This window comes from Bradyrhizobium yuanmingense (genome assembly GCF_900094575.1).
In the GTDB taxonomy this organism is placed as follows: domain Bacteria; phylum Pseudomonadota; class Alphaproteobacteria; order Rhizobiales; family Xanthobacteraceae; genus Bradyrhizobium; species Bradyrhizobium yuanmingense.
Genome location: NZ_FMAE01000009.1, coordinates 165394 through 177577 on the forward strand (window position 1 = coordinate 165394; position 12184 = coordinate 177577).

General features: G+C 65.2%; 16 protein-coding genes. 9 read left to right on the plus strand and 7 right to left on the minus strand.

Features of this window, described 5'->3' with window-relative positions; genetic code table 11:
* Positions 1 to 216, plus strand: coding sequence for a hypothetical protein (locus GA0061099_RS29935; RefSeq protein WP_036005032.1), 216 nt, complete (start codon positions 1 to 3; stop codon positions 214 to 216).
* Between the two features lie 242 nt (positions 217 to 458).
* On the opposite strand, the gene GA0061099_RS40400 is transcribed toward GA0061099_RS29935, so the two are convergent.
* On the minus strand, positions 459 to 815 hold the full coding sequence (locus tag GA0061099_RS40400) for a hypothetical protein (protein ID WP_085968900.1): 357 nt from the start codon (positions 813 to 815) through the stop codon (positions 459 to 461).
* Positions 816 to 850: 35 nt separating this feature from the next.
* On the minus strand, positions 851 to 1024 hold the full coding sequence (locus tag GA0061099_RS41435; protein WP_167361684.1) for a hypothetical protein: 174 nt from the start codon (positions 1022 to 1024) through the stop codon (positions 851 to 853).
* 185 nt (positions 1025 to 1209) lie between these two features.
* Here GA0061099_RS41435 and GA0061099_RS29945 point away from each other — a divergent pair, with 185 nt between their 5' ends.
* A complete protein-coding gene (locus GA0061099_RS29945) occupies positions 1210 to 1398 on the plus strand; it encodes a hypothetical protein (RefSeq protein WP_036023690.1) in 189 nt (62 codons plus the stop codon).
* 21 nt (positions 1399 to 1419) lie between these two features.
* Here GA0061099_RS29945 and GA0061099_RS29950 read toward each other — a convergent pair whose 3' ends face one another.
* The 5 genes from GA0061099_RS29950 to GA0061099_RS29970 all read right to left on the minus strand — a co-directional run bounded on the left by GA0061099_RS29950 (position 1420) and on the right by GA0061099_RS29970 (position 5318).
* A complete protein-coding gene (locus tag GA0061099_RS29950; protein WP_036023688.1) occupies positions 1420 to 1890 on the minus strand; it encodes a metallophosphoesterase family protein in 471 nt (156 codons plus the stop codon).
* A gap of 14 nt (positions 1891 to 1904) precedes the next feature.
* A complete protein-coding gene (locus tag GA0061099_RS29955; protein WP_036023686.1) occupies positions 1905 to 2123 on the minus strand; it encodes a DUF6894 family protein in 219 nt (72 codons plus the stop codon).
* Between the two features lie 123 nt (positions 2124 to 2246).
* Entirely contained in the window at positions 2247 to 4013 is a 1767-nt protein-coding gene (locus tag GA0061099_RS29960) for an SDR family oxidoreductase (RefSeq protein WP_050995898.1), read from the minus strand.
* Between the two features lie 87 nt (positions 4014 to 4100).
* Positions 4101 to 5018 (minus strand): glycosyltransferase family protein, encoded by a 918-nt coding sequence (locus GA0061099_RS29965; protein WP_036023684.1) that lies wholly within the window; start codon positions 5016 to 5018, stop codon positions 4101 to 4103.
* Positions 5019 to 5030: 12 nt separating this feature from the next.
* The gene (locus GA0061099_RS29970) at positions 5031 to 5318 is read right to left on the minus strand and encodes a hypothetical protein (protein ID WP_036023682.1); all 288 of its coding nucleotides are present in this window, start codon (positions 5316 to 5318) and stop codon (positions 5031 to 5033) included.
* Between the two features lie 341 nt (positions 5319 to 5659).
* On the opposite strand from GA0061099_RS29970, the gene GA0061099_RS29975 reads away from it, so the two are divergent.
* Genes GA0061099_RS29975 through GA0061099_RS30005 form a run of 7 tightly spaced genes read left to right on the plus strand, consistent with a single transcriptional unit; the run spans position 5660 to position 12163 of the window.
* A complete protein-coding gene (locus GA0061099_RS29975) occupies positions 5660 to 6760 on the plus strand; it encodes an inositol-3-phosphate synthase (RefSeq protein ID WP_036023680.1) in 1101 nt (366 codons plus the stop codon).
* Positions 6760 to 7356, plus strand: coding sequence for a histidine phosphatase family protein (locus tag GA0061099_RS29980; protein ID WP_036023678.1), 597 nt, complete (start codon positions 6760 to 6762; stop codon positions 7354 to 7356). Before GA0061099_RS29975 ends, GA0061099_RS29980 begins: the two co-directional genes overlap by 1 nt.
* Complete coding sequence (locus tag GA0061099_RS29985) at positions 7353 to 8456, plus strand: CgeB family protein (RefSeq protein WP_036023676.1); 1104 nt, start codon at positions 7353 to 7355, stop codon at positions 8454 to 8456. Before GA0061099_RS29980 ends, GA0061099_RS29985 begins: the two co-directional genes overlap by 4 nt.
* A 2-nt stretch (positions 8457 to 8458) precedes the next feature.
* Positions 8459 to 9259, plus strand: coding sequence for a nucleotidyltransferase family protein (locus GA0061099_RS29990; RefSeq protein WP_036023674.1), 801 nt, complete (start codon positions 8459 to 8461; stop codon positions 9257 to 9259).
* Positions 9256 to 10023, plus strand: a complete 768-nt coding sequence (locus GA0061099_RS29995) for a TIGR04290 family methyltransferase (RefSeq protein WP_074448197.1) — start codon at positions 9256 to 9258, stop codon at positions 10021 to 10023. Before GA0061099_RS29990 ends, GA0061099_RS29995 begins: the two co-directional genes overlap by 4 nt.
* Complete coding sequence (locus GA0061099_RS30000; protein WP_036005069.1) at positions 10020 to 10970, plus strand: glycoside hydrolase 5 family protein; 951 nt, start codon at positions 10020 to 10022, stop codon at positions 10968 to 10970. The genes GA0061099_RS29995 and GA0061099_RS30000 overlap by 4 nt, the downstream gene beginning before the upstream one ends.
* Positions 10958 to 12163, plus strand: coding sequence for a phosphopentomutase (locus tag GA0061099_RS30005; protein WP_036023670.1), 1206 nt, complete (start codon positions 10958 to 10960; stop codon positions 12161 to 12163). The genes GA0061099_RS30000 and GA0061099_RS30005 overlap by 13 nt, the downstream gene beginning before the upstream one ends.
* Positions 12164 to 12184: the final 21 nt, after the last annotated feature.

Here is a 12184-nt window from a genome sequence, read left to right on the forward strand (position 1 = left end):
ATGGCATACGCCCTGTTCAAGGACGGAGAGAAGATGAGCCGCACGTTTCCGACCAAGGAGGAAGCGCTGGAGAAAGCCGATGAGGCGGGGTTGGTCGAGCATGCCGAGGGCGAGGCGGTGCTCGAGGACGAGTTGAAGATCAGGCCTTGCCCGGCCGACCCCGAGCCTTGCGATGATGCGGACCTGGACTGGACGCCGGTCAAGCCGGCGTCCTGATCAGGGGCAGCGCAATCGCATATGACTTGTGGCGGCGGTCTGCGCGCACGCCTCGTCCTTCGAGACGGCGCTGACGCGCCTCCTCAGGATGAGGCTAATCGGTGTCAGTGCCCGTTGAAACTGCTGCCGCGCACTCCGACCTCATCCTGAGGAGCCCGCCTCAAGCGGACATCTCGAAGGATGGCCGCAGGGAAAATCTCAAATGCGAAAGCCCTGCTGATCAAGGGGTCAGCATCATGGGCTCAGCATCCCCTGCAGATGCCTTTGATCTTTCGATCCGCTTCGGAATCGCGGGAGGTCTCCGAGCGAATCTGATCGTCGCCCTGCAGCGAGGGTCCGGGCGTGACGGTCCCATCGATGCGTCCGATATTGGTGCCGCCTGCAGGATTGCCGGGTCGGCCGACGGTCGTCGATCCCCGTGGGCCGGAACCGCCGCTCGATTGCGCTGTCCCGGCCGAGTTGGTCCCGGGCGCCGACGACGTGCTCCCGGCCGCCCCGCCACCGGCGCTTCCTCCCCCGCCGCCACCTCCCTGCCCGAATGCCGCTCCGGCGGAGGCGGTCACCAGCACGGCGAGCAGCACCAGACCTGTCCTGCTCATCGACTGTCTCTTGGTGCATCTGTTGAGGTCGAGCATCATCGATCCTGCTGGTAGCCCTGGTTGGTCGTGTTCTGCTTGATGTTGCCGTGGCGGCCCTGGGTGTCGAAATTCTCGCGGCCCGGCTCCCGTTCTGTCGGCTCGACGGCCGGATCGGAACCGGGTCCCTTGTTGCTCCGCTGTTCTGCGGGGACTGGAGGCATCTTTGACATGTGCTGCTCCTGTGTCGATGGTTCGCAATGTCGAAATAGAACAATGAGTTGTCGCAGGGGTCGTTCCTGCGCCGATCGCCGCAGCGCGAGACAGGGAACAACCGCGCTGCGTCCCGGGTTGATCAGAAGGTGCTGCCGCAGCGCCATCGTGCGAGCTCGCAGGGAAACACTCGACGGGGAAACACATGCCAAAGGCCACTGAACCTGAAACCGATCCGCGAGAGACACCGCTCGACGATCCGCGCCGGAAGACCGATATGCCGACGCACCGGCAGACGAATAAGCCCTGGCAAGGCAATCCCGAGAAGGAACAAATCGATCCGGAACGGCCGCCGCTGGATCTGGAGCGGTGGCAGAAATCGAAGACGCACTAGGCGGCGGTCGCCGGCCTAGCGTCAGACCCTGTCGAGATCATGAATGACGGGCCGCAGCGGCCTGCCGGAATCGAGCTCCAGCGTTGCCAGCGTAATCGGCAGCTTGAAGCGTCGCTTCCCTGCGCTGCCTGGATTCAGATAAAGCACGCCGTTGACGGTGTCGATCCGCGCGCGGTGGGAATGCCCTGAGACCACGACATCGATTTCGAGCTCGGCAGGATCGATCGTCAGCTCGTTGAGGTCGTGCAGGACGTGGAAGCTGCGGCCGCCGAGGTGCAGCGTTTGTGTTTCGGGAAAGCGTTCAGCCCACGTGCCCCGGTCGACATTTCCCCTGATCGCGGTGACGGGTGCGATGCGGCAAAGCCCGTCCATCACCGCTTGGGCGCCGATGTCGCCGGCGTGGATGATGTGCGAGACGCCGGCGAGGCAGCGCTCCGCCTCGGGCCTCAGCAGTCCATGCGTGTCGGCGATCACCCCAATCGTGAACGTCATGTCAGATCACGGCTTCAGTGCACTACATCCAGCGGCATCCGGCCGATTTCCTCATCATCCTCGTTCGTGACGAGGATCGAGAAGTGGCGGCCCTTGAGCTCGGGACGCTCCTCGAGCAGGCGCCGCGCAATCTCTTCGGCGACATCCAGAGCCTTGATGTCGTCCGGCAAATCGGCACCTCCCTCGTCGGCTACGGTTTCAGAATCCACCAAGTCAAAATGATAGCGCGGCAACGTCTGGTCCTCGGGTGTTCCCGCAGGAACGCGCGGTCTCAGGGCTTCGTTCCGGCGCCGAAGCCATCTGCGGTCCGGCGGGCGGGCATCGCCGTCGGTCCTCGGCGCGAGATTGCCGCGGACTCACGCGCGGCGCCGCCGCGTCCTCGCGCGGGGTCTGGAACGGCCCGCGCTCGATGCCGCGACCGCCAGGCCGGCAGCGATCCCGAGCACCACGAGCCCCTTGCTGAGCACAGCGGCCGGCGGAACCTTCTTCCGCACCAGCCAGCCGCCGTCGACGGACGTGCCCTGCGGACCCGCTTCGAGCAAGGTGCCTTCGTTCCTTGCTGCGGGACGCGCGCGCGACAGCAGCCAGCGGAATGCGGCTCCGATGACATTCTCGGTGATCTCAGGAGCAACCGCATAGGCCAGTTGCCCGGCGCGCGCCGGCCACCCCACGGCCATCTCGTCACGCGGCGCGCGGACGAGGCGCAGGAGGGTCTGGGCTACATCTTCGGATTGATAAAGCAGCGGACCAGGATCGAGCCTTCGTCCGGAGACGTTGGCGCCGTGGACGAAGCCCGGCGTATCGACCATGGACGGAAAAACGCCACAGACGTGAATGCCGGGATGAGCCCGGAGCTCCTGACGCAAGCTTGCGGTGAAGCCGCGAAGGCCGAACTTGCTGGCGGTATAGGCTGCGGCAAAGGGCGTCGGCGCCCAGCCGCCGAGCGAGATGTTGTTGATCAGGACACCGCGGTTCTGGCGAAGGAAGATCGGAAGCACCGCGAACGCACCATGCATGGTGCCGAGCAGATTGACCTCGATGGTCCGGCGATGAAGCGCGATGTCTGCGTCCTGATAGGCCCCGAACACGCCCGTGCCGGCGTTGTTGATCCAGACGTCGATGCCGCCGAAGGCCTCATCCGCCTCACCGGCCAGACGCTGCACCGCCTCCGCGTCAGTGACGTCGGTCGGCACGGCCAGGGCCCGGCCTCCGAGCGCCTCACACTCCGCAGCAAGCCGCATCAAGACCTCGCCGCGGCGTGCGGCGAGGACCACGCTTGCGCCCTCGCGGGCAAAGGCCAGCGTCGCGGCGCGGCCGATTCCACTGGAGGCGCCGGTGATGACGACGCGCGTGCCGACCATCTGCCCGTGCTCGCGTCCCGAGACGTCCGCGGGAAGCAGCCAGCGCAGGGATCGCCGCAGGCGTGCCGTTCCCTGTGTTTCGAACCAGTCGCCATGCGCAAAGATCACCCGCTCCGGAGCCAGCTTCACGAGCCGCTCGCCCGCAGCCCGCGCCGAACGGCCGCCGAGGCGGAGCAGCAGCCGCAGATAGACCGGGGCCTTCCCGTCCGGCTTGGCAATGCCGAGCAGGCTCGCCGCGGCTGTATTCGAGGCGCTGAGGTGGTGGGGATCGAGGTTCTGCACGATATCCGTCAGAACCAGCGTCCGGCTCCGCCTGTCGAACAGCTCGACCTCCGAGAACATCGGAGCATTCACCGACACCGTTTCGAGGTCGGCGGCCCATTCCTCCGGCGTCGTGTCTCCAAGCTCGCGATCGACGCGGAGGCCGGCCGCCCGCACCTGCCTGCGCGCCGCAAGGCCGCGCGCAGCAAAGATCGCGGCCTGCGGCAGCTGCCTTTGCCATTCTGGCAGGAACATCCAGTGCGCAATATTCGGCGCCAGCAGGTATCTGATCGTGCCCAGCCGCTCCAGCTCTTGGCGCAAAGCCGGCGAATATCTCACCGGCGAATGCAGCACGAGGTCGCCGTTCGACAGGCGGATGACAGTCATCCGCACGGGCAGTTGCAGGCCGGCGGCGTTGATCGGCTTGTCGTTCACGATCCAGATATCGTCGGTCACCTGCGACAGGCTGGCAGTCGACACACCGGCGTCGGAACTTTGCATGAGCGTCTTTCCATTGCGAGGGCGTTGCACCAAAGCGCGTGGGCGGCGCTCGTTCCTCATCAATGTCTTGGAAAGAACGTCTGGAAATCACATCGCCGCGGTCGTTCGACCTCCTTCGAGCCGCACCCGTAGCGCGTTGCGGGCGTCGGCGATGACATCGACCCAATCGCCCGGCCGTGTTTGATGAAACAGCCGCAGGCTCGGGTACCAGAACGAACGCGCACCGGATTGGGGCCAGCGCCAGTCGCAATCGGCATGCAGCAAGACCCAGGCCTCGCATCCCAGCGCGCCCGCAAGGTGTGCCACCATGGTGTCGACACATACGACGAGATCGAGCTGCCGCAGGCGATGGCCGAGAGCGACGATATCAGACGTGCTGATGTCCCGTGCCCCGATTGTCGCGAGCTCTTCGGTGCTCGTCCCGCGCTGAAGCGAATGGAGCGTCACGCCGGATCCAGCGAGATTGCGCAGCAAGACGGCCGGAACCTCCCGCCGCTTGTCCCACTCACCGACTTTCCAGACCAGGCCGACGGCCAGACTTTGCAGCCGAAGCGGTTGTACGGCAACAGGAGGGAGCGTCAGGTAGGGAACGCGCATCTCGACCTGATCGCGGCGCGCTCTGATGGCGTGCGGCACCTCCATGATCTCGATGTCGACCTCGAAAGCGCTCTCGGGTGCACCATCATGCAGCGGGATGGCGCGATCGACGCCCGCTGCGCCCTCGACCATCGGCAGCAGCTCGGGTTGACACCACAGGGTGACGCTGCGCGCAATCGCGCGAAGCGGCTTCATGAAGCGCAGGAACTGGATGGTGTCGCCGAGTCCGTGATAGCAGCGCACCAGCACGTGCTTATCCCTCAGCTCCTCGCCGCGCCAGATCCGCTGGAGATGGCGCGGGCCAGTGTGCTTCGGCGGATGCGCGATCTCCAGCAAATCACCATCGTTGATGGTCCAGGCGCGTGCGAAATCGCCCGCCCTGATCGCTTCCGCCCAGCCGCCCGCCATGTCGCGCGGTCGCTAATGTCGCACGAACTTGTGGAATCGACTGAGCTTGCCGTCCTTGGTTCGATCCTGATGCAGGAACGCGATGCCGGCTTCATCGAACTTCTCGAAGAACGCGTCCCAGCTGATGCGATCCAGCGCTTCATCCGGCGGATCGAAATCAATACGCAGGATTCCGGCGTGGCCATCCTCCTCCGTCGCCTTCACGGTCGCCGGCTTCCCGCCGCGCTCTTCGGCCCATTTCTGGATGACGTTGTGATCGGTAGTCTCGTGAGCTTCGCTGTTTTGCGCCTTGGACGTCATGTCATACCTCGTTCACTAGGCGGGCGATGAACGCCGCACCGCATCGAACCATTGGCCGACAAACGCGGGCCGGAGTGATTGGTTCTTCGCGGCAGATACCAAACGGTCCGCGTGAGGCGAGCATCATCTTCTTCATCTTCATCATGAAAGCCGTTCGTTCCGAGCAGGCGGTGCGGGATTTTATCCCATGTTAAGCGCGTCGCATTTTCTCGCGATGAATCGGCCGAGGCGTGCCGCCCGCCATCTCCTTTCCAGGAACGAACATACCTTCCACACGTTCGCCGACGTACTTACACCGACTCTTGCACCGACGCCGCGCGTTTTCCGGAGGGCTTCATTCCATGCATTCTCGTCTCCAACACAGGCGCCGCGTGCGCGTCGGACTCGTCGGCGTCGGCAATTGCGCGAGCTCCTTCGTCCAGGGCCTCACCTACTACCGGAACGCCAAGTCGAACGAGCCGGTCCCGGGGCTAATGAACGCGGATCTCGGCGGTTACCATATCAGCGATATCCAGATCGCTTCGGCGTTCGACGTCAACGCCAACAAGGTCGGCCGCGACGTCGCCGATGCGATCTTCGCCTCGCCCAACAACACGCACCGTTTCTCCGACGTCGCGCCGACAGGCGTGATCGTGCAGCGCGGACCGGTCCTGGACGGCATCGGGCATTATCTCACCGACGACGTTCCGATTGCGGACGTGCCGGAGGCCGACGTGTCCGAAGTGCTGGCGATGTCCCGCACCGACGTTCTGGTCTCCTATCTTCCGGTCGGCTCGCAGCGTGCCAGCGAGTGGTATGCGGCGCGCGCCATCGAGGCCGGCTGCGGCTACGTCAATTGCATTCCGGTCTTCATCGCCTCCAATCCCGAATGGCAGCGCCGCTTCGAGGAGGCCGGCCTGCCGATCGTCGGCGACGACATCAAGAGCCAGGTCGGTGCCACCATCCTGCATCGCGTGCTCGCCAACCTGTTCCGCGAGCGCGGGGTGCGGCTCGACCGCACCTACCAGCTCAATGTCGGCGGCAACACCGATTTCAAGAACATGCTCGAGCGGGAGCGGCTGGCCTCGAAGAAGATCTCCAAGACCCAGGCCGTGACCAGCCAGTTCGACGTCCCCATGGACCCCGACAACATCCATGTCGGACCGAGCGACCACGTGCCGTGGCTCACCGATCGCAAGCTCGCCTTCATCCGCCTGGAGGGAACGACCTTTGGCGGCGTTCCCCTGAGCGCCGAGGTCAAGCTCGAGGTCTGGGACTCCCCGAATTCGGCGGGCGTCGTGATCGACGCGGTGCGCTGTGCCAAGCTCGCCATGGACCGCGGCCAGGCCGGAGCGCTGACCGGCCCTTCGAGCTATTTCATGAAATCGCCGCCGCAGCAGTTCACCGACGAAGAGGCCGGACGGCGGACGCGCGCCTTCATCGACGACAAGGCGTTTGCGTGATGGCTGAGATCATCCATCTCGTCCGCCACGGTCATCATGCCCTGCTCGGCCGCATCCTGTGCGGCAGGATGAAGGGCGTCGAGCTCGACGATCTCGGCTGTGAGGAAATGGCGCGCTGTGCCGGCACCATCGCGCCGCGGCCATCGCTCATTCAGTCCAGTCCGCAACGGCGCTGTATGCAGTCGGCCTGCATCCTCGCGGCGCATTTCAGGCTGCCGGTCGAGATCGTTCCCGCCCTCGACGAAATCGATTATGGCGAATGGACCGGACGATCGTTCGATGAGCTGGCGCCGGATCCCCGATGGTCGCGCTGGAATGGGCGCCGCGGCACCAGCCGTCCGCCCGGTGGCGAGAGCATGCGGTCGCTTCAGAATCGGATGGTCGCTCATCTGGAGCAGCTGCGTGGCGATCGCAATCTCGACGCCGTGGTCCTCGTCAGCCACGCCGAGCCGATCCGCGCCGCGCTGCTGCACTATTCGCGCACGCCGCTCGACCAGTTTCTTTCGATCGAGATCGATCCGGCCAGCATCAGCACGCTCCGCGCCGACAGAAGCGGCATGAAGATCATCGGGATCAACAAGCGGGTGCCGGCGTGAAGATCGTCATCTTCGGCCTGACAATCTCCTCTTCCTGGGGCAACGGTCACGCCACCTTGTGGCGCGGCCTCTGCAAGCATCTCGCGCGTTCGGGACACAGCGTCGTCTTCTTCGAGCGCGACGTGCCCTATTATGCCGGTGCCCGGGATCTCTACGAGCTGCCGGGTGGCGCGCTCCGGCTGTTCGCGAACTGGGACGACGTGCGGCAGGCGGCAAGCGCCGAAATCCGTGATGCCGACGTCGCGATCGTGACCTCCTATTGCCCCGATGCGATCGCCGCGACCGAGCTGATTCTCGCTGAGGATCGTGCCGTTCCCGTGTTCTACGACCTCGATACGCCGGTTACGCTGGCAAGGCTCATCGCCGGCGAGGCTGTCCCCTATATCGGCCCGCGCGGCCTGCGGGACTTCGCGCTGGTGCTCAGCTTCACCGGAGGGCCTCACGTTGCGGACGAATTCCGCACCAGGCTCGGCGCGCGCGACACCCTGCCGCTTTATGGGCATGTCGACACAGACATCCACCATCCGGTTACGCCGCAGCCGCATTATCGCGCCGATTTGTCCTATCTCGGCACCTACTCCGAAGACCGCCAGCGCACGCTCGAGGCGCTTTTCGTTGCGCCCGCGCGGGCACGCAAGGATCTCCGCTTCCTGATCGGCGGCGCGCAGTACCCGGACGATTTCCCATGGTCGCCCAACATTTATTTCGTGCGGCACCTGCCGCCGTCCGAGCACGCGCCGTTCTTTGCCTCATCGCGGCTGACCCTCAACGTCACCCGCCGGGCCATGGCGGAGATGGGCTGGTGCCCGTCCGGCCGGCTGTTCGAGGCCGCGGCCTGCGGTGCCCCGCTGCTGAGCGACGACTGGCCCGGAATAGCGGACTTCTTCGCGCCCGGAGAAGAGATCCTGATCGCACGCGACGAGCACGACGCGCTTGCCGCACTCGCGATGCCGGATGCCGAGCTCAGGCGCATGGCCCTGCGCGCCTATGAGCGCACCATGGACCAGCACACATCCGACAAGCGGGCGCGTGAACTGATCTCGATGCTCGAGCAGATTGCGTCGAGCCGGGTCAGCCGGCAACAAATCGAGGAGGCCTGATCATGTGGGGCATCGTTCCGGCCGCGGGCCGCGGCAGCCGTATCCAGCCGCTTGCGTTCTCGAAGGAATTGCTGCCGGTCGGCAGCCGGCATGACGACGGTACCGACCGTCCCTGCGCCGTCTCCGAATATCTGCTGGAGCGCCTCATCCTCGGCGGCGCCGACAAGATCTGCTTCGTGATCTCGCCCGGCAAGTCCGACATCCTCGAATATTTCGGCGACCATTACGGCAGCGCCGAGCTCGCCTATGTGGTGCAGCCCGAAGCCTCCGGCCTGTGCGACGCGGTGTTCAGGGCAAGCACCGTCGTCGGGCGGCACGAAGACGTCATGGTCGGCTTGCCCGACACGGTGTGGTTTCCCAAGGCGGCCCTGCAATCCCTGCCCGAGGCAGACCTCTCGTTCCTGCTGTTCCCGGTCGAGCACCCCGAATTCTTCGATGCGGTGGTGCTGGACGGCGAGCAGGTGACGGAGATCCAGGTCAAGCAGCCGAATGCAGCCTCGCGCTGGATCTGGGGTGCTTTCAAGATGTCGGCCCACGGCTTCCGCCAGCTCCAGGCGCTGTGGCACGCACGCGAACGCCGCGACGAATATTTCGGGACGCTGGTCAATGCCTACCTTTCGGCCGGCGGCAACGGCATCGGGGTCAAGGCCGGCGAATCCTACGTCGATGTCGGCACCATCGACGGCTATCGCACGGCAATGGCCCTGCTCGCCGAGGGCGTCGAGGGCCGTTCCAAGTCGCGGACCCGCGCCTCATCGGACGGGGCCCGGCCGGTCTCAATGAATAACGGAGCGATTGCATGACCAGAGGCGCCCTCTCCCGCGAGGAAATCCGCCAGCGCGTCGATGCGCTGGGGCCATGGTTTCACAATCTCGACCTCAAGGGCGTGCCGACAGCGCCGTCGCACTTTCTCGGCGACTACCCCAATGTGAAGTGGCAGCGCTTCTCCGGCATCATTCCGGACCGGCTCGAAGGCAAGACCGTGCTCGATATCGGCTGCAATGCCGGCTTCTACGCCATGGAGATGAAGCGGCGCGGCGCCGAACGCGTGCTCGGCCTCGACACCGACGAAGAATATCTGGCCCAGGCCCGCTTCGCGGCCGAGGTGAACGGGCTCAGGATCGAATTCCGCAAGATGTCGGCCTATGATGTCGGGCAGCTGCGCGAAAAGTTCGACCTCGTGATCTTCATGGGCGTGCTCTATCATCTGCGACACCCGCTGCTGGCGCTGGACCTGATCCATGAGCACGTCGCCGGCGATCTCCTCCTGTTTCAGTCGATGCTGCGCGGCGACAGCCGGGTCGATGCGATCGAGAAGAATTACGACTTCTGGACTACCGATCAGTTCGATTCCTCCGGCTACCCGAAGCTGCACTTCATCGAGCACAAATATGCCGACGACCCCACCAATTGGTGGGTGCCCAATCGCGCCTGCGTCGAGGCCATGCTGCGCAGCGCCGGCTTTGCCATCGCGGCCCATCCGGAAGAGGAGGTCTATCTGTGCAAGCGCACGACGCGGCCGCAGGTCGACGGGCCGGTTTATCCGTCACGGGAGGCGAGCCGATGATCGAGGCGGCCAAGATCTGGAACGAGCCCAACAACAAGTCGCATTGGGACCTCCTGATCGACCCGGACTGGGCGATGTTTGCCAACCTGGCGCTCGCGGCCGGCAAGGCCATCCGCAGCGCGCATCCGACCTTGCCGCGCGTGCTCGGCGGCATTTCGCCGATCGACCCGTCCTTCATGCGCAGCATGCAGGCGCGTGGCGTGCTCGATCACGTCGACGCCGTCGCCGTGCACGGCTTTCCGCTCGACTGGAATTTATGGCAGATCGGAGAATGGCCGGCCAAGATCGAGGAGATCAAGGCTGTTACCTCGCTCCCGGTCTGGGTGACCGAGGTCGGCGTCTCCTCGTTCGGCGCCGAGGAGGTGCAAGCCTGGGGCCTGTCGCGCACCGCCGACCTTCTGATCGGCCGCGCGCCCCGCATCCACTGGTACAGCCTCTATGATCTCCCTTCGGCCTGGGAGGCGACCACGCGGCACAAGGAGGCCGAGGGGTCCTCCTATTACCGGCATTTCCACATGGGCCTGCTGCGCGAGGATGGAACGCCGAAAGCCGCGGCGGAGCTGTTCGGCCAATACGCCGCCGACATGGGCCTCTGCCAGTGGTTTCATTTCGAGGACCATCGTCTCGATGACGCCGTGCGCTGGATGCGACGGTTCGGCGTGCGGCACTTGCGGACCGGCCTGTCATGGGCCGACAGCTTCCGCCCCAACGCACTGGACTGGTTCGACCGCCAGATGGATGCGCTGGCCGAGTTCGAGATCACTGTGACGTTCTGCTTCACGCCGGAACACCGCGGTCTCGAACCGCATCACACCAGCCCGCCGCTCGACGTGAACGAGTTCGCCGATTTCTGCGCGCAGATGGTCGAGCGCTATTGCACGAAGACCGGTCTCGCCTCCTCTAGTGGCGTCTCCCCGCCGATCAGGGAGCCGACATGCGTGCCCTGATCCTGGTGATGGATTCCGTCGGAATCGGCGCCGCGCCCGACGCCGCCAATTACGGCGACGAAGGTGCCGACACCATCGGCCACATTGCGGATGCATGCATGGCCGGGCGTGCCAATAGTCCGCAGCGGGAGGGGCCGCTGTGCCTGCCAAATCTCGTGGTGCTCGGCCTCGGCGAGGCCTGCCGCCTTGCGACGGGGCGCGTCCCGCCCGGGCTCGACGGCCGGGTTCAGGGTGCGCGCCATGGATGCGCCAGCGAGATATCGAGGGGCAAGGACACGCCATCCGGCCATTGGGAGATCGCCGGCGTGCCTGTCGCGTTCGACTGGGGCTATTTTCCAAAGATCCAGCCCTGCTTCCCGCGCGATCTCGTAACAAAGCTGTGCGAACAAGCCGGACTGCCCGGCATCCTCGGCAACTGCCACGCCTCCGGCACCGACATCATCGCCGAATTCGGCGAGCGCCACATGCGCAGCGGCGAGCCGATCTGCTACACCTCGGCCGACAGCGTGTTCCAGATCGCGGCGCACGAGGAGACGTTCGGGCTTGAGCGGCTTTACGACGTTTGCACGATCGCGAGACGGCTGGTCGATCCCCTGAACATCGGCCGCGTCATCGCGCGTCCGTTCGTCGGAACGGACGCAGGCAATTTCAAGCGCAGCTCGCACCGGCGCGATTTCTCGGTTCCGCCGCCCGAGCGAACCATCCTCGACCTTGCAGAAACTGCCGGCCGCGACATCGTCACGATCGGCAAGATCGACGACATCTTCGCTCATCGCGGCACCGGGAGAAACCTGCGCGGCGACGGCAATGCAGCGCTGTTCGATGCCACGCTCGATGGGCTTGGAGGCCTTGCAGAAGGCGGGCTTTTGTTCGCCAACTTCATCGATTTCGACACGCTCTACGGCCACCGCCGCGACGTCGCCGGCTACGCAGCGGCGCTCGAAGCTTTCGACGCCCGCCTCCCCGAGCTGCTGAGCCGGCTGCGAAGCGACCATCTCCTCATCATCACCGCCGATCATGGCTGCGATCCGACCTGGAGCGGCACCGATCATACGCGCGAGCAGGTCCCGATCCTGGCGTGGACCGCGCAGTCAACGGCTCCGATCGGCCGACGCGCCGGCTTTGCCGACATCGGCGCGACGGTCGCAAGACATCTCGACCTGCCGGCGCCACTTCATGGCGCGCATTTCTAGCCGGGATTCTAGCTGGGATTC

Excerpts from the sequence above, each read along its gene's own strand:
- GA0061099_RS29935 (WP_036005032.1), top strand. The coding sequence starts at position 1 with ATGGCATACGCCCTGTTCAAGGACGGAGAGAAGATGAGCCGCACGTTT.
- GA0061099_RS40400 (WP_085968900.1), bottom strand. The coding sequence starts at position 815 with ATGAGCAGGACAGGTCTGGTGCTGCTCGCCGTGCTGGTGACCGCCTCC.
- GA0061099_RS41435 (WP_167361684.1), bottom strand. The coding sequence starts at position 1,024 with ATGTCAAAGATGCCTCCAGTCCCCGCAGAACAGCGGAGCAACAAGGGA.
- GA0061099_RS29945 (WP_036023690.1), top strand. The coding sequence starts at position 1,210 with ATGCCAAAGGCCACTGAACCTGAAACCGATCCGCGAGAGACACCGCTC.
- GA0061099_RS29950 (WP_036023688.1), bottom strand. The coding sequence starts at position 1,890 with ATGACGTTCACGATTGGGGTGATCGCCGACACGCATGGACTGCTGAGG.
- GA0061099_RS29960 (WP_050995898.1), bottom strand. The coding sequence starts at position 4,013 with ATGCAAAGTTCCGACGCCGGTGTGTCGACTGCCAGCCTGTCGCAGGTG.
- GA0061099_RS29965 (WP_036023684.1), bottom strand. The coding sequence starts at position 5,018 with ATGGCGGGCGGCTGGGCGGAAGCGATCAGGGCGGGCGATTTCGCACGC.
- GA0061099_RS29970 (WP_036023682.1), bottom strand. The coding sequence starts at position 5,318 with ATGACGTCCAAGGCGCAAAACAGCGAAGCTCACGAGACTACCGATCAC.
- GA0061099_RS29975 (WP_036023680.1), top strand. The coding sequence starts at position 5,660 with ATGCATTCTCGTCTCCAACACAGGCGCCGCGTGCGCGTCGGACTCGTC.
- GA0061099_RS29980 (WP_036023678.1), top strand. The coding sequence starts at position 6,760 with ATGGCTGAGATCATCCATCTCGTCCGCCACGGTCATCATGCCCTGCTC.
- GA0061099_RS29990 (WP_036023674.1), top strand. The coding sequence starts at position 8,459 with ATGTGGGGCATCGTTCCGGCCGCGGGCCGCGGCAGCCGTATCCAGCCG.
- GA0061099_RS29995 (WP_074448197.1), top strand. The coding sequence starts at position 9,256 with ATGACCAGAGGCGCCCTCTCCCGCGAGGAAATCCGCCAGCGCGTCGAT.
- GA0061099_RS30000 (WP_036005069.1), top strand. The coding sequence starts at position 10,020 with ATGATCGAGGCGGCCAAGATCTGGAACGAGCCCAACAACAAGTCGCAT.
- GA0061099_RS30005 (WP_036023670.1), top strand. The coding sequence starts at position 10,958 with ATGCGTGCCCTGATCCTGGTGATGGATTCCGTCGGAATCGGCGCCGCG.